Origin of the sequence: Chryseobacterium lathyri (genome assembly GCF_019970085.1) — a bacterium.
Lineage (GTDB): Bacteria > Bacteroidota > Bacteroidia > Flavobacteriales > Weeksellaceae > Chryseobacterium > Chryseobacterium lathyri.
In genome coordinates, this window is record NZ_JAHXYG010000003.1 from 226,690 (window position 1) to 251,934 (window position 25,245).

26 protein-coding genes are annotated in these 25,245 nt (G+C 37.3%); 18 read left to right on the plus strand and 8 right to left on the minus strand.

From position 1 onward, the window contains the following. Positions 1–65: 65 nt before the first annotated feature. Entirely contained in the window at positions 66–1,268 is a 1,203-nt protein-coding gene (locus tag LC418_RS10385) for a C1 family peptidase (RefSeq protein ID WP_223559037.1), read from the minus strand. 218 nt (positions 1,269–1,486) lie between these two features. On the opposite strand from LC418_RS10385, the gene LC418_RS10390 reads away from it, so the two are divergent. From LC418_RS10390 to LC418_RS10465, 16 genes are all read left to right on the plus strand, one after another. Next, entirely contained in the window at positions 1,487–2,005 is a 519-nt protein-coding gene (locus LC418_RS10390) for an RNA polymerase sigma factor (protein WP_111954547.1), read from the plus strand. Positions 2,006–2,016: 11 nt separating this feature from the next. Further along, on the plus strand, positions 2,017–4,488 hold the full coding sequence (locus tag LC418_RS10395; protein WP_223559038.1) for a vWA domain-containing protein: 2,472 nt from the start codon (positions 2,017–2,019) through the stop codon (positions 4,486–4,488). Positions 4,489–4,604: 116 nt separating this feature from the next. Next, the gene (locus LC418_RS21110; protein WP_223559039.1) at positions 4,605–4,799 is read left to right on the plus strand and encodes a thrombospondin type 3 repeat-containing protein; all 195 of its coding nucleotides are present in this window, start codon (positions 4,605–4,607) and stop codon (positions 4,797–4,799) included. A 111-nt stretch (positions 4,800–4,910) separates the two neighbouring features. Further along, positions 4,911–6,533, plus strand: coding sequence for a vWA domain-containing protein (locus LC418_RS10405; protein ID WP_420837285.1), 1,623 nt, complete (start codon positions 4,911–4,913; stop codon positions 6,531–6,533). A gap of 117 nt (positions 6,534–6,650) precedes the next feature. Then, entirely contained in the window at positions 6,651–7,154 is a 504-nt protein-coding gene (locus tag LC418_RS10410) for a GbsR/MarR family transcriptional regulator (protein WP_111955055.1), read from the plus strand. A gap of 68 nt (positions 7,155–7,222) precedes the next feature. Next, positions 7,223–7,567, plus strand: a complete 345-nt coding sequence (locus LC418_RS10415) for a hypothetical protein (RefSeq protein WP_223559040.1) — start codon at positions 7,223–7,225, stop codon at positions 7,565–7,567. A gap of 7 nt (positions 7,568–7,574) precedes the next feature. Next, a complete protein-coding gene (locus LC418_RS10420; RefSeq protein ID WP_223559041.1) occupies positions 7,575–7,979 on the plus strand; it encodes a hypothetical protein in 405 nt (134 codons plus the stop codon). A 485-nt stretch (positions 7,980–8,464) separates the two neighbouring features. Beyond that, positions 8,465–8,800, plus strand: coding sequence for an SRPBCC family protein (locus LC418_RS10425; RefSeq protein WP_338075528.1), 336 nt, complete (start codon positions 8,465–8,467; stop codon positions 8,798–8,800). Between the two features lie 40 nt (positions 8,801–8,840). Next, positions 8,841–8,990, plus strand: a complete 150-nt coding sequence (locus tag LC418_RS10430) for a hypothetical protein (protein ID WP_223559042.1) — start codon at positions 8,841–8,843, stop codon at positions 8,988–8,990. A 50-nt stretch (positions 8,991–9,040) separates the two neighbouring features. Further along, positions 9,041–10,483: an alpha-L-fucosidase gene (locus LC418_RS10435; RefSeq protein ID WP_223559043.1), complete on the plus strand. Its 1,443-nt coding sequence runs from the start codon at positions 9,041–9,043 to the stop codon at positions 10,481–10,483. After that, positions 10,393–13,149 (plus strand): glycoside hydrolase family 3 N-terminal domain-containing protein, encoded by a 2,757-nt coding sequence (locus LC418_RS10440; RefSeq protein ID WP_223559044.1) that lies wholly within the window; start codon positions 10,393–10,395, stop codon positions 13,147–13,149. The genes LC418_RS10435 and LC418_RS10440 overlap by 91 nt, the downstream gene beginning before the upstream one ends. Before the next feature lie 161 nt (positions 13,150–13,310). Continuing rightward, complete coding sequence (locus LC418_RS10445; protein ID WP_223559045.1) at positions 13,311–13,571, plus strand: hypothetical protein; 261 nt, start codon at positions 13,311–13,313, stop codon at positions 13,569–13,571. 264 nt (positions 13,572–13,835) lie between these two features. Then, the gene (lpdA, locus tag LC418_RS10450) at positions 13,836–15,224 is read left to right on the plus strand and encodes a dihydrolipoyl dehydrogenase (RefSeq protein ID WP_111954561.1); all 1,389 of its coding nucleotides are present in this window, start codon (positions 13,836–13,838) and stop codon (positions 15,222–15,224) included. 31 nt (positions 15,225–15,255) lie between these two features. Continuing rightward, complete coding sequence (locus tag LC418_RS21115) at positions 15,256–15,342, plus strand: YvbH-like oligomerization domain-containing protein (RefSeq protein ID WP_111954563.1); 87 nt, start codon at positions 15,256–15,258, stop codon at positions 15,340–15,342. 63 nt (positions 15,343–15,405) lie between these two features. Beyond that, positions 15,406–15,990: a hypothetical protein gene (locus LC418_RS10460; RefSeq protein ID WP_223559046.1), complete on the plus strand. Its 585-nt coding sequence runs from the start codon at positions 15,406–15,408 to the stop codon at positions 15,988–15,990. A 77-nt stretch (positions 15,991–16,067) separates the two neighbouring features. Next, entirely contained in the window at positions 16,068–18,008 is a 1,941-nt protein-coding gene (locus tag LC418_RS10465; protein ID WP_223559047.1) for a S9 family peptidase, read from the plus strand. Between the two features lie 158 nt (positions 18,009–18,166). Here the strand turns inward: LC418_RS10465 and LC418_RS10470 are convergent, their stop codons facing one another. Both LC418_RS10470 and LC418_RS10475 read right to left on the minus strand, forming a co-directional pair. After that, positions 18,167–19,018: a nuclear transport factor 2 family protein gene (locus LC418_RS10470; RefSeq protein ID WP_223559048.1), complete on the minus strand. Its 852-nt coding sequence runs from the start codon at positions 19,016–19,018 to the stop codon at positions 18,167–18,169. A 77-nt stretch (positions 19,019–19,095) separates the two neighbouring features. Next, on the minus strand, positions 19,096–19,674 hold the full coding sequence (locus LC418_RS10475; RefSeq protein WP_223559049.1) for a TetR/AcrR family transcriptional regulator: 579 nt from the start codon (positions 19,672–19,674) through the stop codon (positions 19,096–19,098). Positions 19,675–19,839: 165 nt separating this feature from the next. Between LC418_RS10475 and LC418_RS10480 the strand changes: the two genes are divergently transcribed. Next, positions 19,840–20,640 carry a patatin-like phospholipase family protein gene (locus LC418_RS10480; RefSeq protein WP_223559050.1) on the plus strand — a complete coding sequence of 267 codons (801 nt, stop codon included), beginning with the start codon at positions 19,840–19,842 and terminating at the stop codon, positions 20,638–20,640. A 124-nt stretch (positions 20,641–20,764) separates the two neighbouring features. On the opposite strand, the gene LC418_RS10485 is transcribed toward LC418_RS10480, so the two are convergent. From LC418_RS10485 to LC418_RS10505, 5 genes are all read right to left on the minus strand, one after another. After that, positions 20,765–21,208, minus strand: a complete 444-nt coding sequence (locus LC418_RS10485; RefSeq protein WP_111954575.1) for a hypothetical protein — start codon at positions 21,206–21,208, stop codon at positions 20,765–20,767. A 58-nt stretch (positions 21,209–21,266) separates the two neighbouring features. Further along, positions 21,267–22,307 carry a hypothetical protein gene (locus LC418_RS10490; protein ID WP_223559051.1) on the minus strand — a complete coding sequence of 347 codons (1,041 nt, stop codon included), beginning with the start codon at positions 22,305–22,307 and terminating at the stop codon, positions 21,267–21,269. A gap of 5 nt (positions 22,308–22,312) precedes the next feature. Further along, complete coding sequence (locus tag LC418_RS10495) at positions 22,313–23,014, minus strand: ABC transporter ATP-binding protein (protein WP_111954579.1); 702 nt, start codon at positions 23,012–23,014, stop codon at positions 22,313–22,315. A 158-nt stretch (positions 23,015–23,172) separates the two neighbouring features. Then, positions 23,173–23,742 carry a hypothetical protein gene (locus LC418_RS10500; protein ID WP_111954581.1) on the minus strand — a complete coding sequence of 190 codons (570 nt, stop codon included), beginning with the start codon at positions 23,740–23,742 and terminating at the stop codon, positions 23,173–23,175. Positions 23,743–24,029: 287 nt separating this feature from the next. Next, the gene (locus LC418_RS10505) at positions 24,030–24,512 is read right to left on the minus strand and encodes a nuclear transport factor 2 family protein (protein ID WP_223559052.1); all 483 of its coding nucleotides are present in this window, start codon (positions 24,510–24,512) and stop codon (positions 24,030–24,032) included. 224 nt (positions 24,513–24,736) lie between these two features. On the opposite strand from LC418_RS10505, the gene LC418_RS10510 reads away from it, so the two are divergent. Beyond that, positions 24,737–25,237 carry a GNAT family N-acetyltransferase gene (locus tag LC418_RS10510; protein WP_223559053.1) on the plus strand — a complete coding sequence of 167 codons (501 nt, stop codon included), beginning with the start codon at positions 24,737–24,739 and terminating at the stop codon, positions 25,235–25,237. Positions 25,238–25,245 lie beyond the last annotated feature (8 nt).

Consider the following 25,245-nt stretch of genomic DNA (forward strand, 5'->3'; position numbering starts at 1 on the left):
GAGCGCAGTTTTAACAGATTTAAATATCTAAAATTACCGTAATGACCGGTAACAGTGATTGTTGATTATAAACCGATGTTCTTTGTAGGCTTTAGCTGCTTAAGAATGCTTTTTGGAACGGCATTCTTGTGTACTAAGATAGCCGTTGATTTGTATTCTACATACGGTCTTGTTACATACAGATAACCCTCAAAATCATTGGTTACACCCCAGGAATTTTTAACCATATAATATTCCTTACCCGTCTGATCTTTTGCCAATCCTACGATATGCATACCGTGGTCATCTGTTGTAGAAAGGTTATTAAGAGATTTCTGACGCATATCCTCCGTAATGGTTTTATCTTTTTTAGGCTCAGTGAACAAAGTCTGCTTGTTTTCAGCAGTAATCTGGCTCAGATCCATGTCCGGAACGTAAGCCACTCCGTTTTTGTAGGAAAAATAAGGTTCGGAAACATCCGTTGCCCATCCCACAGAATATCCTTTGTTCACGGCGTTATCAATAATAGCTGTAAGATCTTTCATCGGAACATTCCAGTCAGAATCATGGCTCCAGTTATCAGGAATCGGAACTACAAATTTTTGGTAATATGGATAATCCTTATAAGAAGAAATCTCGATATAATCTTCAGGGTTGATCCCTACAACTTCTTTAGCGAATGTTTTAGGAGTGTAATTTTTTCCTTCATACGTAAAGTTAGCCGGAACTTTTCCAAGGTATTCATCCAGAATGGCATCTACGGAATCCATCCAGTTATCTGTAAGCCGTGCTTTTGATCCTGCCTGAACAAGACTGTCTAAAACAGGCTTCAGTTTACCCTGCATTTCCTTAAAATTATTAAGGGTCTGTCCCGATTTTAGACCTGTATAAACATCCTGAGGAACAGCACCATATTTTTTGTACATGTTTACCACATCGTGCAGCTCACCGCCGTCTCCCCAGCTGATCGCTCCGTTATTCAGTACATATAGTTTAGCTTTATCGTGGTAAGAATTTCTTGCTGTGAAAATTTCAGCAAGGTCTACAGGTTTTTTACCCATTCTCTGCATTTCGGATTCAAGAAAAGAATTTCCTGAGTAGCTCCAGCAGGTTCCTGATGAACCCTGGTTCTTTACTGAAGTAGCTCCTACGTCTTTTAACGCTGTGAACTGAAAATTAGCATTTTGAGATTGATTGTTTTTTAATTTGTTGATCAAGTCATCTTGGGCAAACATCATACTTCCTGCAGACAAAACAAAAAGTAATGAGGCAATTTTGGTATTTTTCATTACTATAAAAAGATTATTTATATGAATAGTCGTTCATATTAAAGATTTGTTACAAAGGGAAAAGTTAAATTTGTAAGTGAAAATTTGAATAAAAAGTTCAAAGTAAATAATTAATTTGTCAATCAATTTATTAAGTATTTTGCTTTTATTAAAAAAAGATCTAAATGTTTCCAACCCATTCAACAGTTTATGCATCTATTACAGTATAAAGCCTGACTATGGAAAAAGAATTACTAATAGAATGCCAGCGTAACAGCCGGAGTGCCCAGCGGAAGATCTACGAGAAAATGGCGGGCAGGCTGTATTCAGTCTGCAGACGCTATCTGAAAAATGATGAAGATATTGAAGAAGTATTGGCCGATACTTTTTACAAAATATTCACCAAGATCACCCAGCTTCAGAATCTGGACACCTTTGAAGGATGGGCTAAAAAAATTGCAGTCAATGAATGCCTTCAGAAATTGAGAGCTACCAAAGCTCAATTCGTCTCTATGGATGACGGTTTTGCAGAAACATCCGGAACCTTATCAGAAAGCATTTCATTTGAGAAAGATATTCTGAGCCTGCTGAATTTTCTTCCCGAAGGCTGCAGAGCGATTTTCAATCTGTTTGCCATTGAGGGGTATCCCCATAAAGAAATTGCTTCCATGCTCTCGATAAGCGAAGGGACTTCTAAATCCCAGCTCAATTTTGCAAGAAAAAAACTACAGGAACTTTTAGTCAATCAGAACATTTAAACTTTAGGAAAATGGAAAATAATCACGACATAGATAAAAGATTCAATGATGCTTCTAAGCTTTCAGAAGAACCGGCTGTTTTTCAGGGTTTTGATAAAGTTTGGGCGAAGGTTGAAGAAAAATTGGATACAATAGAAGAAAAAAAGAGAATATTACCGGTTTGGTTTCCTTATGGAGTTGCAGCCAGCTTAATTCTTGGTTTGGGAGCACTTTATTTTATCGGCAAAAATGGAACTGTTGAAAATTCAGCTCCTTTAATGGTAGAAAACAGTACTGAAATACATCCTGAAAAAAAGAACATTTATACAGTAGACAGCACAGTTAAATCAAATATTGAAAAGGAAATTGAAATCTCAAAATCATCACAGAAAGCCCTTTCTGTCGCAAAAGATGAAGCTATTAAAGTCCCGAACAACAAGAGTGAAACCTTAGCTGTTAATAAGAATGAGGAGAGGTATGCTTTAGGAAAAAATGCTTACTCAACAGATGAATATTATATTAAAAAGAAAGAAGCTAATAATGGTACTATTGCACCGGGAAAAGGAGGAAAGTGGAAAGATACTTTACAGACGCAGAATATTGAAGAAGTTGTTGTAACAGGATTTGCGCCTAAAAAAGTACAGGCTTATACCTCAAGTGCTGTTAGCGTACAGTCAAATTATATTGCATCAAATACTGTTTCCCAAGCACTTCAGGGAAGTGTAATGGGAGTCCAGATTCAGGCTTATGGAACTAAGCGGAGAAAAAATGATCAGATTGCTAATAAAATGAATGCAATCAATAATGCTTTTTCAGGTAATAATCAAATAAGCATAAGAGGTGCAGCAAGTTTAAAAGGGACAAACGAACCATTATTTGTGGTTAACGGTGAAATAGTACAGCGTGATTATTTCAATGCATTGAATCCCAAAAAGATTGAAAGTGTGGAAGTGGTAAAAGGAGCTGGTGCATCAGCTTTGTACGGGAGCAGGGGAGTGAACGGAGTTATTGTAATAAAGACCAAAAGGCTTTCCAGAAAGGAGAAAAGAAGGATGGAGGAAATACAGAAAACAATCAGCCAATACAAACAGAATGTTTTCGATAATGAAGGCTATGATGCATTTGAAGAAAACCCATTTGAGCTCACCAAAAACCAGCCGCTGTCAACTTTTTCTATTGACGTGGATAATGCAGCCTATTCCAATATCAGAAGAATGATCAATAATGGACAAACCGTAGATAAAAACGCGGTAAGGGTTGAAGAAATGATCAATTATTTTAAATACAGCTATCCTCAGCCGAAAAATAACGAGCCGTTTTCCATTAATACAGAATATGGCAATGCACCCTGGAATCCAACCCATAAACTTTTAAAAATAGGTCTTCAGGGAAAGAATATTGCTATGGATAAAGTTCCCGCATCTAATCTCGTATTCCTGATAGATGTTTCTGGATCAATGAATGAACCGAATAAGCTGCCACTCCTGAAATCCTCTTTCAAAGTACTTCTGGACCAGCTCAGACCTGAAGATAAGGTTGGGATTGTAGTGTATGCTGGAAGTGCAGGTATGGTTCTGCCACCGATTTCTGCCAGAGAGAAAGAAAAAATAGTTCTTGCACTGGACAATCTTCAGGCAGGAGGAAGCACGGCAGGCGGTGCAGGAATTGAGCTTGCCTATAAGCTAGCGCAAGAAAATTTCATTAAAAACGGTAACAACCGGGTAATTATAGCTACAGATGGAGATTTTAACGTTGGTGCTTCTTCCACTTCAGATATTAAAACTTTGATTGAAGAAAAAAGAAAATCCGGAGTTTTTCTGACTTGCCTGGGCTTTGGAATGGGTAATTATAAAGATAATACGCTTGAAACCCTAGCTGATAAAGGAAACGGGAATTATGCTTACATTGACAATCTTCAGGAAGCCAATAAATTCCTGGGAAAAGAATTTGCAGGAAGCATATATACGATTGCAAAAGATGTAAAGATCCAGATTGAGTTTAACCCTAAATATGTGAGTTCCTACCGCCTCATTGGCTATGAAAACAGAAAATTGAGAAATGAAGATTTTACCAATGATAAAATTGATGCCGGGGAATTGGGAAGCGGACATACGGTAACAGCTTTATATGAAGTGATTCCTGCTGGTGTGAAATCTGAGTTTCTGCCTGAAGAGAATAAACTAAGATATAACAAGACTTCTTCTTCTGAGGATTTTAGTGATGAACTGGCAACTATTAAATTCCGTTACAAGAAACCAGACGGAAATGGCAGTACAGAAATAGTGAAGACTGTGAAAAATACGGATCATTCTACAAGCCCAGATTTTAAATTTGCATCATCTGTCGCATGGTTTGGATTGGTCTTGAGAGATTCAAAATTAATAAGCAAAAAAGACCTTAATGATATCGAAACACTTGCCAGAGAAGGAAAAAATAAAGATGAAGAAGGGTACAGATCCGAATTTATAAGACTTATTGAGAGTTATAAAGTGATTCCAAAATAATTTAAAAATAATATGCTGAATAACTTCTAGAGGTCGAGAATTGGATTTTAACAAAATTTTAAGGTATTTAACAGAAATTAAATATATTTTGATAATTTCACAGCTACTAAAAAAATATGATGAAAAAAATTAGTACTGCAATAGTAATTCTGGTATTGTTAGGAAACTGTACCACAAATAAAGTATCTACAGCTGAAAATAATTCTAAACCTTTAAGCATAAGGAAAGATAAAGATCAGGACGGTGTTCCCAATAAATTAGACCAATGTCCTGAAATTGCAGGCCCTGTGGAAAATAATGGCTGCCCGTAGCCTGAAACTGATGGTGACGGGGTTTTAGATAAAGACGACGCCTGTCCTACCGCAGCCGGGCCAGCAGAAAATAATGGCTGTCCTTGGCCGGATACCGATGGTGATGGTATATTGGATAAAGATGATGCCTGTCCTACAGTTCCGGGAATGCCTGAATATAATGGCTGCCCGAAGCCTAAAAGACAAACTGCTATGGAAGTCTCATCAGAAAGCATTATTACGGAAAGTTCGTATCGAAGGAAATCTTTTGATACGAATGAGAAAGTTTATAATAAAATAAATTATGCGGGTAAAAAAGGAACGAAAAAGCAAATAGATTATGATGATGAAGAGTATGCGTCCTTAGTTGAGAATCCTTTTGAATTGACGGTAAGTCAGCCGGTATCTACTTTTTCTATTGATGTTGATAATGCATCCTATTCTAATATCAGAAGAATGATTAATGGTGGAGATAATGTAGATAAAAATGCAGTAAGGGTAGAAGAAATGATGAATTATTTCAGATATGATTATCCTCAGCCTGAAAGTAAAAAACCATTTTCGATCAATACAGAATACAGTGATTCACCCTGGAATCCTGATCATAAACTTTTAAAAATAGGTCTTCAGGGAAAAAATATCCCGCTGGATAATCTTCCTAATTCCAATCTGGTATTTCTTATTGATGTTTCCGGTTCTATGAATGAAGCTAATAAATTACCATTACTGAAATCTTCTCTAAAAGTACTTTTAAATCAATTGAGACCTCAGGATAAAGTGGGGATTGTAGTATATGCAGGAAGTGCAGGAATGGTTTTAGCTCCTACTTCGGCTAAAGAAAAAGATAAGATAATAGAAGCCTTAGATAAGCTTGATGCGGGAGGAAGTACAGCAGGCGGCGCAGGAATAGAACTTGCCTATCAATTGGCACAGGAGAACTTCATAAAAGGAGGAAATAATAGAGTTGTTTTAGCTACAGATGGTGATTTTAACGTTGGAGTATCCTCTTCTGCAGGTCTTGAAACTTTAATTGAAGAAAAAAGAAAATCAGGAGTTTTTCTTACCTGTCTGGGTTACGGAATGGGAAATTACAAGGATAATAGACTGGAAACTTTGGCAGATAAAGGAAATGGTAATTATGCTTATATAGATAATATGCAGGAGGCCAATAAATTTCTGGGAAGGGAATTTGCAGGTAGCATGTTCGCAATTGCAAAAGATGTTAAGATCCAAATTGAGTTTAATCCTGAATATGTAAAATCTTACAGACTAATTGGCTATGAAAATAGAAAACTGAGGAATGAGGATTTTAAAAATGATAAAATTGATGCCGGAGAACTAGGGAGTGGCCATACATTAACTGCTTTGTATGAGATAATTCCTAAAAATGTTAAATCAGCATTTGCGCCTAAAGAAAGCAAATTAAAATACACAAAAACCTTAAATTCTCAAAATTTCGGAGACGAAATGGCAACAGTTAAATTCCGGTATAAAAAACCGGATGAAGATAGAAGTGTTGAGATCATTCAGGTTGTGAAAAATTCTGATGAGCCTATTACATCTGCAAGTCCTGATTTTAAATTTGCATCATCTGTCGCATGGTTTGGATTGGTTTTGAGAGATTCAAAATTAATAAGCAAAAAAGACCTTAATGATATCGAAATACTTGCCAGAGAAGGAAAAAATAAAGATGAAGAAGGGTACAGATCCGAATTTATAAGATTGGTTGAAACGTATAAAACCATTCAAAAATAGCTTTAAAACAGACATTATTTTAAATGTCTGTTTTATTTTAAATTTAATTTTCAAAAATTATTGAAAATTCAAAAAATATAATTACATTTGTTATAGAAATTGAAAATGGAGAAACAAATGAAACTTTCGGAAGCAAAAGAAAAGTATATCCAGACTTGGGGAACATTCGCGACAAACTGGGGAATTAACCGTACGATGGCGCAGGTTCATGCATTGCTTTTGGCCACTGGAAAACCGCTTTCCACCGATGAAGTAATGGAACAGCTGGAAATTTCAAGAGGGAATGCCAATATGAATCTCAGGGCATTGATTGACTGGGGAATTGTAAGAAAAGAATTTATAAAAGGTGACCGTAAAGAGTATTTTGTAGCAGAAAAAGATGTTTGGTACCTGTTCAAACAGATTACAAAAGAAAGGAGGAAAAGGGAAATAGAACCTGTCATTGCTTTTCTGGAAGAATTAAAGAACATAGAGGATAATGATTCTCAGGAAGCGAAAGAGTTTGTAAAGCTGATGGATGATTTCAGTTCCGTAACGGGAAAAATCAACAATATTATGGATATGGCAATCAAAAGTGATGATCACTGGCTGGTAGGTAAAATTACCAATCTGCTAAAATAGAAAAGGACACCATCCTTTTTTATTTGAATTTTATTTTCAAAAATTACTGAAAATACAATACATATAAAATGTTCAATATATTTTCATACATCATTTTTCTTACGGTGAGTTTTTACATCACCATAGATGTAGGACGGAGATGTTTTCAGGCCGGAAAGTCCTACCTGGAATATCTTCTTCATGATAAAGGAATGTGCCTTACGATCAACAGGATACTTCTCGGATGCTATTATTTGGTAAACCTGGGATATATTGCTGTCAACATCGCATTCTGGGACAAAGTCGGTTCTGTAGAAGAACTTATTTCAGTGACGGCAGTCCGTATAGGATACATAGCTTTAATCCTTTGTGTACTGCATTATATGAACATTTTTACCCTTTACTTCTTAAAAAATAAACTAACCTTAAAATAATACAGTTATGAACACAACAGTTTTAACTACCGCAACGTACAATTTTTCAGCGTACATGATCTATCTTCCAATTGTCATTGCTCTTACCGTATTCGTATCCCAGTTTCTGTTCAAAAATTCAAAAACATTCATGATTGATATTTTTCACCAGAAAGAAGACATTGCAATGGCTACAAACTCTCTCTTTAAGATTGGATTTTATCTCCTGAACATCGGATTTGCCTTATGTATCATTGAGTTTTTTCAGATTGAATCCGTAGAAAGACTGGTTGTTGCCTTAAGTAGAAAGATCGGTGGATTTTCCATCTATCTCGGAATTATGATGCTATTGAACTTATTGCTATTCTTAAAAGGCCGTAAACACGCTATGAACAAAGAAAAACTTATAGAAAATGAAGACACTGATATTTAAAATTTGGATGTATCTCACTTTCAGATCTTCCAACAAAAGAACCAGAGGAGATTTTTTAACCTTTTAAAATTAATGATGAAAACCTTTGCAAAATACGACCTCTATATTCAGCTATTGATTTTAATTATAGGAATTATCTCAATCTTTACAATGGATAATTCTTTTATTGGAGGACTGTCATTTCACTTTATGGTAGGGATTTCTCAACTAATAAGCTATATAATCAAGCTTTTTTTAAAGGAAGAAAAATCTATACTTTTCATTATTTACGGAGTATTTATTATGCCTATCTGGATTTCTCTATTATTACTTATCCTTTTTAAATCGCAGGCATATAATTTGTTGATAGCGATCCCATTTTTCGGACTTTATTATAGCCCAATTTTAGCTCTGGTTTATATTTTCGATACTTATAAATTCTATCAATATCAAAAATAAATATCTTCCAAACCTTGTATCTATACCCCGAACCTAAAAACTTAAGAATGACTACAATATATTTAGAAACCCTGATCAAAGCAGATATTCACAAAGTTTTCGACTTGGCCAGGGATATTGACCTGCATCAGAAATCAACCGAAAAAACCAATGAAAAGGCAATAGCAGGAAGAACGTCCGGCCTTATTGAAGAAAATGAAACCGTAACATGGAGAGCCAGGCATTTAGGAATTGATCAGACATTGACAACCAAAATCATCAGTATGCAAAAAAACGTCCAGTTTACGGATATCATGCTTAAAGGAGCTTTTACATTGATGATTTCTGTAAAGCCGTTGAATGGATCATTAACTATGAGAATATATCAAGGATTGTCAATGTAACCGCTCCCAATCCTTTGTCTACAAAGATCTTATGACAAAGATGAGAAAAAATCTCAAAATTTCTTTTGGGTTGAATGCTCCGGTACGGCAGCTGGAAATGGCTTCCCTCTTTTTGAATATGGAAACTGAACTTTTATTGAAAAGAAGAAATGAACTGGATAAAGCGCTGCAGCATTTATTGAAAAATTAAGGTTTGCTGATTAGTGGCAGGATGTTTAATTTAGCAAAAACGAACGTCAAATGCTCATTAAACAGAAAACAAAAACCTTTTTTCTTTCATCTTTTCTTATTTCTTCTGCTTTCTTTTCACAGGCTCATAATGTATCTGCAGGCTATCAGAAGCCGGATGATCCGCTTGTTGTTCAGAATCTGGAGCAGTGGCAGGATCTGAAATTCGGGCTGTTTATGCATTGGGGGACCTACAGCCAATGGGGAATTGTGGAAAGCTGGAGCTTATGCCCTGAAGACGAGTCCTGGACCCAGAGAAGGCCTGAACATGGGAAATCTTACAATGAGTATGTCAAGAACTATGAAAACCTTCAGACTACCTTTAATCCCACAGGATTTAACCCTCAAAAATGGGCAGATGCAGCAAAGAAAGCAGGAATGAAATACGTGGTTTTCACCACAAAGCATCATGACGGTTTTGCCATGTTTGACACCAAGGAATCAGACTATAAAGTTACCTCACCAAAAACACCGTTCTCAAAAAATCCTAAAGCAGACGTTACCAAAGAGATTTTCAATACATTCAGAAAAGACGGTTTCAAAATTGGAGCTTATTTTTCAAAGCCCGACTGGCATTCGGAAAACTATTGGTGGCCCTATTTTCCGCCGAAAGATAGAAATGTAAATTACGATCCGAAAAAGTATCCTGAAAGATGGGAAGGCTTTAAAACATTCACTTTTAATCAGCTTAATGAAATTACATCCAACTACGGGAAAATTGATATTCTGTGGCTGGATGGTGGCTGGGTACGGCCTTTTAAAACCATTGATCCGTCTGTGGAATGGCAGAGAACCATCAAAGTAGAGCAGGATATTGATATGGATAAAATTGGAAGCATGGCCAGGAAAAACCAGCCGGGAATCATAGTTGTAGACCGTACCGTACCCGGAAAGTGGGAAAATTATGTGACCCCCGAGCAGGCTGTCCCAGAACATCCTCTTTCCATTCCCTGGGAAAGCTGCATTACGATGGGAGATTCTTTCTCGTATGTTCCCAACGACCATTATAAATCTTCCCAAAAAATTATTGAAACACTCATCAAAATTATCTCCCGGGGTGGAAATTACCTCATGAATATAGCTCCCGGACCCAATGGAGACTACGATCCAGTGGTTTATGAAAGATTAAATGAGATTTCCGGCTGGATGGAGAAAAACCGGTCAGCTGTGTTCGCTACAAGAAGTGCAGCGCCTTATCACAACGGAAACTTCTATTATACCCGGTCTAAAGATGGTAAAACCCTCAATGTTTTTCATATTGATGATCAGAAAGAGTACCAGGCTCCTGATGTACTCACTTTTTCACTGCCGGAAAACTTTAAACCGAAAGCATTGAAAATTCTTGGAATCAGTACAAAACTGACGTGGAAACAGACGGGAACTACAGTAGAGCTGAAGTTGCCGGAAGACAGAAAAAAATTAAAGTATGCCACAGCTATTCAAATGATGAACTAATGAACCTCTATTTTGTTAAAATTACAGTCATTACGCTCGTAAATTCCACATTTCTGTATGCCCAGAAAGAAAAACCTTTATACAAAGATCCGAAACAGCCTGTAGAAGTAAGAGTTCAGGATCTGTTAAAAAGAATGACTCCCGAAGAAAAATTCTGGCAGTGTTTTATGATCCCGGGAGATATGGATAATGTTCCCAAAGACCAGTACAGGCACGGAATCTTTGGCCTTCAGGTCAGTGCCGGAAATCAAGGGGACGGGGCAGCAGGCCAGCTGTTGAAATATAATGCCGGTGAAGATGCGGAAAAGCTCGCGAGAAAAATCAATGCTATTCAAAAATATTTTGTTGAAGAATCCAGACTGGGAATTCCGATCATCCCGTTTGATGAAGCTTTACACGGATTAATGCGGGAGGGAGCAACGGCTTTTCCCCAGGCCATTGGGCTTGCTGCCACATTCAATCCCGAAATGATGAAGCAGGTTTCTTCTGCCATTGCAAAAGAATCAAAATTAAGAGGAATCCGCCAGGTTCTGACCCCGGTAGTGAATCTGGCCAGCGATGTGAGATGGGGACGGACAGAGGAAACGTACGGGGAAGATCCTTTTTTAACCTCTGTGATGGGCGTTGGTTTCGTAAGCTCATTTGAAAACCAGGGACTCATTACCACTCCAAAGCATTTTTTAGCAAATGTAGGAGAAGGCGGAAGAGATTCTTATCCTATTCACTGGAGCAGAAGATATCTTGAAGAAACCCATCTTATTCCCTTTCATACAGCATTTACCTCAGGAAAAAGCAGGTCTGTGATGACCTCCTATAACCTTCTCGACGGAAGGCCTTCGACTGCCAACCATTGGCTGCTCACAGAAAAACTGAAAAAAGAATGGAATTTCAAAGGCTTTGTCATTAGCGATGCCAGTGCTGTAGGAGGGGCCAATGTACTTCATTTTACGGCAAAAGATTATGATGATGCCTCTGCACAGGCTATGAATGCAGGGCTTGACGTAATTTTCCAGACAGAATACAAACATTATCAGCTGTTTATTCCTCCGTTTTTGGATGGACGGATTTCACAGGAAAGGATAGATGATGCGGTAGCAAGGGTTTTAAAGGCAAAATTTGAACTCGGGCTTTTTGAGAATCCTTATATCTCTGACCGGGAAATTCATGAATTGAAAATGATTAATTATAAGTCGTTAGCCGAAAAAGCAGCTCTTGAATCTATTGTGTTGTTACAGAATAATGGGGGAACACTCCCGGTTTCTGCCAATGTTAAAAAAATAGCCGTGATCGGGACAGATGCTGTTGATGCAAGACTTGGCGGTTATTCCGGGCCGGGAAACCATAAAGTAAGTATGCTTGAGGGAATTAAAAACTTCACGAAAGACAAAAATATAGAGATCCTTTATTCAAAAGGTATTACATGGGATCTGAAGGATTTTGCAACGGTTCCTGCCGATCTTTTATCATCTGAAAATCAGAAAGGCTTAAAAGGAAATTATTTTCCAAATACGGGCTTACAGGGAAAGGAGGCTTTTCAAAGGCAGGATGAGCAGATTAATTTCAAATGGACCCTATACTCACCGGATCCTGAAAAACTACAGCCGGACAACTACAGCATCCGGTGGACAGGTCAACTGAAGGCTCCGGGTAATGGAAAATACCAGCTCGGACTGCGTGGAAACGATGGTTTCAGATTATATCTGGACGGAAAATTAATTGTTGATCAATGGGAAAAGCTGGGCTATTCAACAAAAACAGCTGCCATAGATTTTGTGAAAGACCAACAATACAATCTCATTATAGAATTCCGGGAAAGCAGGGGAGAAGCTCATGTTGAGCTGATCTGGAATTATGGTATTGATGATGCTCAGAAAGAATTTAATGAGGCTTTAAAAACTGCAGAAAAGGCAGATCATATCATTGTTGTTGCCGGAATTCATGAAGGAGAGTTTCAGGACCGTTCCTCGCTGAGCCTGCCCGGAAATCAGGAGAAATTTATTCATGAAGTTTCAAAACTGAACAAACCCATAACCGCAATTTTAGTTGGGGGCTCTGCTATCAAAACCACAGCGTGGAAAGATAAAGCAGGAGCCATTCTGGATGTTTGGTATCCGGGAGAAGAGGGCGGAAACGCGGTGGCGAAAATTCTTTTCGGAGCGGAAAATCCTTCAGGGAAATTGCCCATTACCTTTCCGGCCGAAGAAGGGCAGCTGCCATTGACCTACAATCATCATCCGACAGGAAGAGGAAATGATTATTATGATTTGAGTGGTGAGCCATTGTATCCTTTTGGTTTTGGCCTTAGCTATACCACTTTTGAGCTTTCGGATCTGCAGCTTAATCAGTTGAAATATTCTGAAAATGATACTGTTACTGCCCGAATCAACGTCAAAAATACAGGAATAAAAGGCGGAAGTGAAGTCGTTCAGCTGTATGTGAAAGACCTGCTGGCATCAGTTTCAAGACCTGTTATTGAGTTAAAAGGTTTTCAGAAAGTGTATGTAAATCCCGGGGAATCAAAGCAGGTAACCATTAAAATTCCAGTCAAAGAACTCCGGTTTTTAGATGAAAATATGAACTGGACAGTAGAAAAAGGAACTTACAGAATTATGGTCGGAAATTCCTCTAAAAACCTTCCCTTAAAACAGAATATTGAGGTAGAATAATTTCTTATTCAGGATTTATCCTTTTCTAAAGCCTGCTGACAGAAGGTGAATGCAAAGGATAAAAACTCTGGTACGATATATGTAATATGTATTGCAAAACCTGAATGAATTGAATGGATATTAATTAATCATTTTAAAATCATTCTTAAAAGTAAAATGTCATGAAAAAGTTTTTTATATCGACCGTATTGTTATTCGTTTTATCGATGAGTGTGAATGCCCAGAAACGACCACCGGCACCTCCACACCCATCCAAAAGTGAGCTAATCAGCAGTAAATCGCGTGAGCTGGACAAAAAATACAATACAGAAAAGAAACTGATTATGAATCATCCGCTTGCGACAAAAAAGATGAAAAGAGATCAGATGAAAGCTTTAAATGAAAGATACCGGACCGAGAAAAGATTACTTAAAAAACTGTAATCCCGGATCTTTTTAAAATTATACATTAAACTGATAAGAAAGCCGTTTTCACCAGCTGAGAACGGCTTTCTTTATTTTTTTTCTGTGCTTATTTCAGCTTTATATAATTTTCCTGAAAGTAAAAGATTGAAAAGGAAAAAATAACCAGGAAATATAAAGCCAGTCAACGGTCCACCAAATGAACGTAGTATTCAGTGAAATATGAATGACAGAACATAGAACATCCAATATTTTTCCTTAAATTCGCATAAAATTTTTAAAATAATGAACTACGATATCATTGTCATCGGAAGCGGTCCTGGCGGTTATGTTACAGCGATCAGAGCAGCACAATTGGGTTTCAAAACTGCAATTATCGAGAAAGAAAACTTAGGGGGAATCTGCCTGAACTGGGGATGTATTCCTACGAAAGCTTTACTGAAGTCTGCTCAGGTTTTTCATTATATCAACCATGCTGAAGACTATGGTCTGAATAAAGTGGAAGGAAGCTTTGAGTTTCCAAATGTAATCCAGAGAAGCCGTGGCGTTGCCAACAAAATGAGCAAAGGAATTGAATTCCTGATGAAGAAGAACAAGATCGACGTGATTCTTGGGACAGCTAAGGTTCAGAAAGGTAAAAAAGTTTCTGTTACAGATAAAGATGGTAAAGTGACTGAATATGCAGCAGAGAACATTATTATCGCAACAGGAGCACGTTCAAGAGAACTTCCTAACCTTCCTCAGGATGGTAAAAAAGTAATCGGATACAGACAGGCATTATCTCTTCCTGAGCAACCGAAATCTATGATCGTTGTAGGTTCTGGCGCTATCGGGGTAGAATTTGCCGATTTCTATAATACAATGGGGACTAAAGTAACTGTTGTAGAATTTATGCCAAACATTGTTCCTGTAGAAGATGAGGAAATTTCTAAGCACCTGGAAAAATCTCTTAAAAAGACAGGAATCGAGATCATGACTAATGCATCAGTTGAAAGTGTTGATACAAGCGGAGAAGGCGTAAAAGCAACTGTAAAAACAGCAAACGGAAACATTACCCTTGAAGCTGATATTTTACTTTCTGCCGTAGGTATCGCTGCCAATATCGAAAACATCGGATTGGAAGAAGTAGGAATCCAGACAGATAAAGGAAGAGTTTTAGTGAACGAATGGTATGAAACTTCCGTTCCGGGTTACTATGCAATCGGTGATATCATTCCTACACAGGCTTTGGCACACGTTGCTTCTGCTGAAGGAATCACTTGTGTTGAAAAAATCAAAGGGATGCACGTTGAAAAAATCGACTATGGCAATATCCCGGGATGTACATACTGTCACCCAGAAGTAGCCTCTGTAGGTCTTACGGAAAAGCAGGCTAAAGAAAAAGGATACGAGATCAAAGTAGGGAAGTTCCCTCTTTCCGCAAGTGGTAAAGCAACTGCAAACGGGAACACAGACGGATTCATCAAAGTTATTTTTGATGCCAAATATGGTGAGTGGTTAGGATGCCACATGATTGGAGAAGGAGTTACAGATATGGTTGCAGAAGCAGTAGTAGCTAGAAAACTGGAAACTACAGGTCATGAGATCATTAAATCGATCCACCCACACCCAACGGTTTCCGAAGCGATTATGGAAGCAGCAGCAGCAGCTTACGGTGAAGTAATCCATATCTAAGATCAATTTAACTGATACCTGTATTCAGAATATGTTTTTAACTGGTCAAAAAACAGTTTTGAAAGATAACAATCAGAAAGACTTTTCAGCGATTTTTGAAAAGTATATGAATAACTAAAATATTAATAGCTATATTTAAAGCTCAGATTTGCTCTGGGCTTTTTTTATGATAGCTGCAATTATGAAAAAGATAAATTTACTCCTTCTTTTCCTTTGTTTTAATTTTTTATTTTCTCAGAAAGAAACATACTTTCCGGCAAAATATGTCCTGAAAAATTCTAAAGACACTATAAAAACAAAAATTCTGAATATTGGATTGTATGATAATGAAGAGTTTTCTCCGGCAACTTATATCCGCCAGATCACAGTGTTAGATCCTTCAGGTAAAAAGCTGAAAGTGAATGAAAATGATATTAAATACCTGGAAATAAGAGACCTTAAAAAAGTAAAAAGAACATTCGTTAACTCAAAATCCGTTCTTTCTAAAGATTCCGGATTGCTTCAGGTAATGTATAGCGGGAATAAGACGCAATGGTACAGAAAGAGCTTTTACGACGGCCCTATCTATACCTATGAAACAAAGAATACAGATTACTTGATCATGCGGAAGAATAAAAATATTAATGAAATATATTTTAGGGCACCGGGAGCAAGAGCACAATTGAAGGAAATATTCGGAGCGTACCCCGATCTTTCACTATTGATAGATGGGATGGTTGAGGATACAGATTTAATACAGATCCTTGAACGATACGATAAAAAATAATCATATAGAAACTTTGTAAATAAATGAAACCATGGATAATGTCTGTGGTTTTTTGTAAATTCAGGCAAAATTTAAGCATGAAAAACAAATATATTCTTCTTCCTCTTCTGTTCGCCGGACTCCTGTCTGCACAGACGAAAAATGACTTTGTAAGCCCCAATGAGAATCTTATTGTCGAAAATATTCTGCCTATTCCAAAGAGCTTGAATCAGACTATTAAAAAGTATTCTGAGAGTAGAAATGCAGGTGTTGCAGACATTCATCCTAATGGAAAAGAGATCATTGCGGTGACCCGTTTTGCTTCGACCAATCAGCTTCATAAGATTTCTGTTCCCATGGGAGCGAGAAAACAGATTACTTTCTTTGATGAACCTGTCAGTACAGCCTCATATGAGCCCGTAAAGGGGGAGTATCTGATCTACACCAAAGATACCGGAGGCAATGAATTCGGGCAGCTTTTTAAGCTTGATCTGAAGACGATGGAATCTAAACTTCTCACCGATGGCGGACGATCCCAGAATGGAGGAGTAATCTGGAAAAAAGATGGGTCAGGATTTTATTTTTCATCCACAAAAAGAAACGGTGGCGACAGGGATATTTATTACATGAATCCTCTAAAACCGGAAGATGCACAATTGGTACTGGAAGTCAAAGGAGGCGGCTGGGGAATTTCCGATCTTTCCGAAGACGGTAAAAAGCTTCTGGTTGCAGAATATGTTTCAGCTAACGATTCCTATCTGTACCTGTATGATCTGGAAGCTAAAAAACTGGAACCCATCACAGACCGCAAAGAAAAAGGAGTCGTGCAAAGCGCTGGTATTTTCAGCAAAAATCCTGATGAAATTTTCTACATTACAGACCGGAATAATGAATTCAGCAGACTGGCAGTTTTAAATTTAAAAACCAAAAAAACAGAATACCTGACCTCTTCCATTCCATGGAATGTAGAAGATTATGAGCTTTCTGAAGATAAATCCACGCTGGCATTTGTAACCAATGAAAGCGGAATCAATAAATTGTATATTCTGGATACGGCTACAAAAAAATATGTACCTGTTAGCCAAATCCCGATCGGTCTGATTGGTGGTGTGAAGTTTTCCAATGATGGGAAATCTCTTTATTTCTCCAGATCAGCAGCAGATTCCGGTTCGGATGTTTATAAAATGGATATGGCCACCCGGAATATAGAAAGGTGGACGGAAAGTGAGCAAGGTGAAATGCAGCCTTCCGATATGTCCGTCCCAAAACTGATCGAATGGAAGAGCTTTGACAACATGAAGATCTCAGGGTTTTATTATCCGGCGTCATCGAAGTTTACAGGGAAAAGACCGGTGATTATTAATATCCATGGTGGCCCGGAAGGGCAGTCTATGGCATCTTCTATAGGCTCTTCGAACTATTTTACCAATGAAATGGGAGTTGCCATGATTTATCCTAATGTAAGAGGTTCATCCGGTTTTGGGAAAACATTCATTGCAGCTGATAACTGGGACCTGAGAATGAATTCCGTGAAAGATATCGGAGCCCTTCTTGATTGGATCGCCAAGCAGCCTGAGCTGGATAAGGACAGGATCATGATCATGGGAGGAAGCTACGGAGGCTTTATGACTCTGGCCACTGCTTATGAATATGCCGATAAAATCAGATGCTCCGTAGATATTGTGGGAATCTCCGATTTTAATACCTTCCTTAAAAATACGGAAGAATACAGAAGAGACCTGAGAAGGGTAGAGTACGGTGATGAAAGGATTCCCAAAATGGCTGAATTCTTTACCAAAATTGCTCCTCTGAATAATATCGATAAGATTAAAAAACCAATGTTCATCATCCAGGGAACCAATGATCCCAGAGTTCCTGTGACGGAAGCTGTTCAGATGAGAGATAAGCTGAAAGCCCAGGGAAAAACAGTATGGTATCTGGAAGCTAAAAATGAAGGCCACGGATTCAGGAAAAAAGAAAATGTGGATTTTCAGCGTCTTGCCGTGATCAGATTCATGCAGGAATACCTGCTGAAATAGCAGCAGCATAAAAACTGTCCATATTCTGGATGTATCAAAATAAAACCACAAAAGTCAGAAAATTTATAGGTTTAAAGTATTTGAAAATTCTGTGACTTTTGTGGTTTAAAATATTATGTAACGACCATAAGAGTGTTGTACAGGGAAGAGAATGCGTTTTATTTCATTTCTTCATTAAGTTTATAGCTGTCTTCTAAGAAATGATATTTGACAATCTTTCCGCTAATCACTTTAAAAATAACAACAAATTCGGTACTGAATACTTTGTCATATTTCAGTATTCTGGAGGATAACTGTCCTGCTACGGCTGCGTTTTCCCCTTCTATAGAAATAAAATCAATAGTAAAGCTTTCCGATTGTATGTTATTGTATAATTCTTGAAAAAACAGCTCTATTTCCTCACGGGTTTCTCTTTTTCCTGTCCATGGGAATTTATCCTTGTTGCCGGGCAGATCCCAGTCTACATAATCTGCAAAAAGATCTACTATATTTCCTTCTTTCCTTCCGAACTGCAGATCATAGAATTCTTCAACTACATCTCTGGTCGAGGGTACTGAATTTTGTTTACCGGAGTCGTTCCTGAAAATAGCAAGCCTTTCGGTATCTTCCGATGTAAAATCAGGATCTACATAGATATGAACTCTTTTAATCAGTTCACCGTCAAATTCAAAAACATTGCAAAATTTGCCAAAAGACGTATGATTGTCCGGCCATTCCTTACCAGACCTTGTGACTCCTTTTTCATTGCCTTCAACCACAATGACAGTATCTGAAAAAGTATACCTGAAATTTTGAATATCATGAGTAAGCTTCTCCAAATGCTTTCCTATGACCTTTCCGAAATTTTTAATTCCCTGTTTCCCTTTTTCAAACCCAAATTTAGGATAATACATTTCTACATCTTCAGCATAAAGATCAAAGTATTCATCATCAAATATTCCTGAATCTATCTTTTTAAAATAGGTTTCAATTTTGTTTTTTCTGATCTCATTTAAAGTCTTTTTTTCCATTTTATTTTACTTGTTACTTGATTAATATCTTTATTATTGTATTTTAAACCGATCGTTCCGTTATTGGATAAAAAAATTTATTTCTTGATTTGTTCCATTAAAAAATCAACCATTTCCGTTACTTCTTTTTTATTTTGCGTTAAGATATAATGACTCCAAAAACTACTGAAAGAAGCAAGAATATAACGGGCAATAACAGATGAAGAACTTTCACTTCTGATATCTCCTTCCGTACGGGCCTGTAATATGGCCTGTTCTAAAATCGCCTGCAGCACCGCACCATTCTTCAGGATGAACTGCTTAACCTTCTGGTCTGAAGGGGCCACTTCAAAAATAGTTTTTACAATAAGACACGCTCTGTTATCTGCCAGTGTCTGATCTACAACATCCCGGATGATATATTCTAGAGATTCAATTCCTCTATCTTTTGCCTGTGACGCTTTTGAGTATTGATTTTCTTTGAAGGCCGCATAATTCGCCAGACATTTTAAAAATAAATCATGCTTATTGCCATAGGTATCATAGATACTGCTCCTGTTCAGCTTCATGACAGCTACAATATCATGCATGGATGTTGTGTGGTATCCCTTTTCCCAAAAGAGGTTACGCACTAGTTCCAGTTTTTCTGTATAATCAAATTCCTTATTTCTTGGCATGAGACAAATATACAATTTAAACTGATCGTTCCAAATTAAATTCTCTGCTTTTTTGAATCAGATAAGAAGAACAGCTTACCAGGTGTTTTGTTAAAATAATTCTAAAATCCGCATGTTTCTTAAAATTAATCTGATTATTTCAGGCTGTTTTCTTACATTTATTCTATGAATTTTGAGAGAACAGGGCTGGTTTTGTCAGGAGGCGGTACCAAAGGGATCGCCCATGCAGGAGTTTTAAAATTCTTGAATGAAAAGAACATAGATATTAATGTGCTGTCATGCTGCAGCGCAGGATCTATTGTGGGGTGTCTGTATGCAGTAGGAAAAACACCGGATGAGATTCTGGAATTTTTCAATTCGGTTTATTTCTTCAACTGGAAGCATTTTACTTTCAACCAGCCGGGGTTGGTTTCTTCGGTGATTTTCAGTAATTATCTTAAACCTATTTTTCATGATATGAAATTAGGGGATTTGAAAAAAGAAGTGAAAATTGTAGCCACAGAACTGGTTTCCGGGACTCAAAAAATCTTTAACGAAAACTTCCAAGTAGTAGATGCTATTATTGCATCGTGCTCTATTCCGGGAGTTACAACACCCTATATCATCGGTGAGGAAATGTACTGTGACGGAGGCGTTCTGAATAACTTTCCTGCAGATATCATCAGAGATGAATGCGATAAACTGATCGGTGTTTTCGTGTCACCGCCGCATGATATTGATATTAAAGACCTGAAATCCATTAAAGCGATTGTTTCCCGTTCCTACGACCTTCTTTCATATAGAGTCGAAAAAGGAAAATTCGACTATTGTGACTGGTTTATTTCTTCCCAAAAACTTTCCTCCTATGGAACTTTTGAGCGCAAAAAAGACCGTCTGGAAGAAATTTTTAACATAGGGTATAAAGCTGCTGAAGAAAGCTATGAAGCAAGCGGTTTCCATACAGAGCTGAAACAGTCTGGCTCGTAATAAGCTTATCTATACAATAAATTAAAATTATAAAAAATTCCACGGATTACACAAATTCCACAGCTTAACTGTCTTGAAATGATGTAATCTGCAGGTTGGTTATTCTTTGTTATATAATATTATTTTATTGCTTCACTACAAATCCGTCCTGGCGTACAACTTCCTGATCATTCTCATTATTCACGGTCAGTGTATAAGGTGCTTTGGAAGCTGAATCGGTAAGGTAGTTTCTCCATATCTGATACGTATATCCTTTATTGGCAAAGCTGAAATAGTAATTTCCTCCGGAACCGTCAGGGATCAGCTCACCGTCACTGATGATCATGCTTGGCTTTGATGTGATCCTGGCGTTGGCAGCCCATGACTGGTAAAGATATTTTCCATTTGGCTGCTTGTCGATCCTGATTTTAAATTTTTTCGTTTTAATGATCACTGTTTTCGGAACCTGCTGAGAAGAAAGTATCTTGCTGGAAACAGTAATAAAATTGGAGGTTACCGGCTTATCAATTGCATAAGCCAAAGAAAACTGAGCCATACAAAAGGCTCCTAATAAGATTCTTTTAATCATCGCATTATGGGTTATTGGTTAGATTAATAGACCCATCAAATATGAAGCCATTGGATATTTATCGTAAGATGGTTTCTTTGATCCATACATTCAGTTCCACTGTGCTTTTAAGCGTTTTCAGGAACCATATATTGGTCTTATGTCTTTCAGAATATTGCGGTGAATATACATTTAAACCTTTTTTGAAACTAAAAAAGCTAAGGTTAACGTTTTCCTTTAAAAAATCAAGCCGCCTGTTCAGCCACTTTCTTTCATCCATAGAACCGGACTCGTGATGCCTGATCAATATTTCAATAATAGAGGTGTCAATTCTTTCCGATTCCTTAAGCATTTTATCCAGCGCATTGGTCAGTATTTCATCATCGATAAAATTAATGTTGGGCAGATTTTCGTCGTTATTCTGAAAAAGATGTTCAAACTCAATATCCTGAAGGAGATGGTGTGCTCCATGCATGATCTCTGATGCAGGGCTGTAGTTATTATTATCCTTTACAATAAAAACTGCCGGGATATCCATCTTCAGTCGGGTATAAGCTTCAATTTTGTGATGTCCGTCCAGAACAAAAGCACAGCTCATCATCGGATCGAGATGGTAGAGACTGTAAAATACAACGGGTTTCGGACGGCATCCTTTTCTGATAAGATCTACATAATATTCGATTCTTTTGGGATCTATACTTTTACTTTCCAACGTATACAGATAATTAAAATCCTGGAAAGGGTAGAACCAGCCGGAAAATTTCTTCCGGTCAGGAATATTTTCGTCATCAGGCAAAGGCGTGGCCATATAGAAATTGGAATTGTCGAACGGAATTTTACCCAGATTAACCTGGTAACTTCCACTTTCAAAAAGCTTTAGAAAATCCTCAACCTGAGCTATGATCTCTTCTTCGGTTCCTTCCGTAAGGGCATGATTAAGACCGTCAGCCAAAGTTATTTTCTCTTCATCAGAGAGTTCTGAAACAGCATAATATTCACCCACACTTCCCCGGGAATCCGGCCAGTTAACAGCCACAGGACGCCTGATGATTAAGCAGCTGGCAAAACCATCGTACAGAACTTTGATAATGCCCTGTCCGTGAGTGATGTGTATTTCCATGAGTATTAAGAAACAGCCGTATAGCTTGCAAAAGCTTCTTCCAGACTGTCGAATCTGCCTTTAAATTCATCAATAGGGCAGTCTTGAAGAATGTTTCCTTTGTGAATCAGAATGACCCGTGAGCAAAGCGCTTCCACTTCCTGCATAATATGAGTAGACAGAAGTACTGTTTTCTGTTGCCCGATTTCTTTCACTACATTTCTTATCTCGATAATCTGGTTAGGATCCAGGCCGTTGGTTGGTTCATCCAGGATCAACAGGTCCGGCTGATGAATGATGGCCTGTGCAAGGCCAACCCTCTGCTTGTATCCTTTAGACAGCTGGCCGATCTTTTTTGATTTTTCCGGAGTAATTCCCACAAGCTCGATCACCTCATCTACCCTGGCTGCAGATATTTTATGGATATTGGCAACGAACTGAAGGTATTCTCTGACATACATTTCCAGGTATAACGGATTGTTTTCGGGAAGAAAACCTATTTTCTTCTTGCTTTCGATCTCGTTTTCGGAAATATTCATTCCATTAAAGATAATTTCGCCCTGATCAATTTTCAATGCTCCGACAATAGATTTCATGAGGGTGGATTTTCCGGCTCCGTTCGGACCCAGAAGGCCAATGATCTCATTTTTATCAATAGAAATATTGATATTGTCTAGTGCGGTCTGTTCCCCAAATTTCTTGGTTAAATTGATTATCTGAAGCGGCATAATAAGTAATGTCTTTCTGCAAAAGTAAAAAATAAAAAACTCATTTCGTAATGTACGGTTGCGTAATATTAGAAATAATAGCGGTATATCTGGGATTTATCTTAAAAATAAAACTCATCCGGATGAATGAGTTCAGTATTATTGAAAAATAAATATGATTATTTTCTTGATTTCTTGTTTTTACTGCCGCTGTTTGAAGCTGGTGCCGCAGTGGATGCCTGATTTGAGTAAGACTTTGTACCATTGATCTGTTGCATGGTAGCAGGCTTCTCATACATGGCAGATTTTCCGTTCGTTCTTCCGAATACTTTGTCTACCTGTTTTCTGGTTAAAAACTGTGATTTGCCAACATATTTACGGTTTTTATTGATGTATTGGATAAACTGTACGGTCGGCTGGCCATAATTTTTCTCGTAATGAAGCTCAATAATATCATTAGGAAGTTCCAGGATGATGTTTTCGTCCGGAGAGGATATAAAGCCGTCCATAAGCAGTTTATACAGACCAGATACATCGCTGTTCAGGTTCTGGAAAGAAAAAGACCTTATGGTATTCAGGTTACTTGTATTAAGATCCTGGTAGTTGATGGTAAATTTATCCTCTTTTTTATATAAACCTACGGAATTATCTTTGCCAATTTCCACCAAGCTTTCATTTTTCAGCACTTTGATCTGCGAGAAAACTGAAATACTGAACATACATGTAATGAGTAGAATTATTTTTCTCATGTGGAAGGGATTTTAATGTTTTATAAATTTGTGTCTTAAAATTACTAATAAAAAGTTTCTAAACAATTTTATTATTTCAAACAAAAGTAAGACTTTTTTTTAATATCCATGATGGGGAAGCTGTTGATATTATGCATGCCATTGCATGCGGGAAGGTTTGCAAATCATTTGTTGGCAGACGTTTATAAGTTATCTGCATCATTTCCAAAATCTTAAATGAGCTGGATAAGCTTTTTAGTGCTGTAAACTATTAATTAACTGGGACTTTAAAATTATTCTGAGTTTATTTAGTGTCCGTAGCTGACCACTCTTGAAATTTTCCACCCGTCAGGAGTCTTTTTCCAGACATGAACAAACTTAAATGTTCCACAGTTGGTCAGAGAACCTTTTTCCAGGCGGCAGAATTGATGGATTCCGGTTTGTACAGCTCCATAATCTTTAATAGGATATACTTCGACAGATCCGGGAACCAAAACTCTCCGGGTATATGAGTAATTTTTAGCAACTCTGCTGAAATTGTCAACGGTTTCCTTATAGTTTGCCAAACCGCCAACATCATGAAAGAACTCAAGATCTTCAGTAAAGAAAGTCTTTAGTTGATCAATATTTCCGGAATTGGCAGCACCAAAGAGAATGCTGTCTTTCTTCATTATGCTGTCGTAGAGTTCTTTTGAAACAGGGATATAAGCTTTCGATTGAGAGAAAACTGCTGTTACCATCGAAAAACATAATACAATTGACAGTAAGCGAATAATCAATATGCTCTTCATATTTTAAGGTTTTATCAATAAACAAATTTCAAAAGCCTGTTATTTGCCTTTCAATTTGTTCAAAGATAATTAATTAAGTTTCAAAAGCTGCGAAATATAAAGTTTCTGAATAAACATCCTATTACAAAAGCGCCCTTTCAGAAAATATAAGTAATCAGCATTATAATCTTGATAAAAGCTATATAATTTGTAATTTTATCCTTTCATTAGTATAATTTTCCAATATGAATATTCTACATCAGGATCAAAGCTTTATTATCCGCCAATTTTCAGTTGAAGAGCAAAACCTGTTTTGTGACCTTTTTGAAGATGCGGAGGTTACCAAATATCTTCCTTATCGTTCACCTGAACAGTATATAGAAATGTTCGAAATAGCTCTGAAGGATTACCTTGAAGGCCCGTTTGGACGTTTTGGAATATTTGATTCTGAAAATAATGATTTTATCGGAATGTGCCTGGCCAGGACCTTTGCTGATGTACCCGATCAGATTGAAATAGGATATACGTTAAGTAAAAAATATTGGGGGAAAGGAATAGCAACAGAAGTGAGCCGTGCTCTCGTAAAATATTGCTTTTTAAAGACTGAGACCAATGAAGTTGTAGCCGTAACTGATCTTGATAATATCGGTTCACAAAAAGTATTAGAAAAAGCAGGATTTAATCGGACTGATAATCTGAAAAGAACATATGGTGAATTAGCTTATTATATAGTTAAACGTAATTAGATCTATAT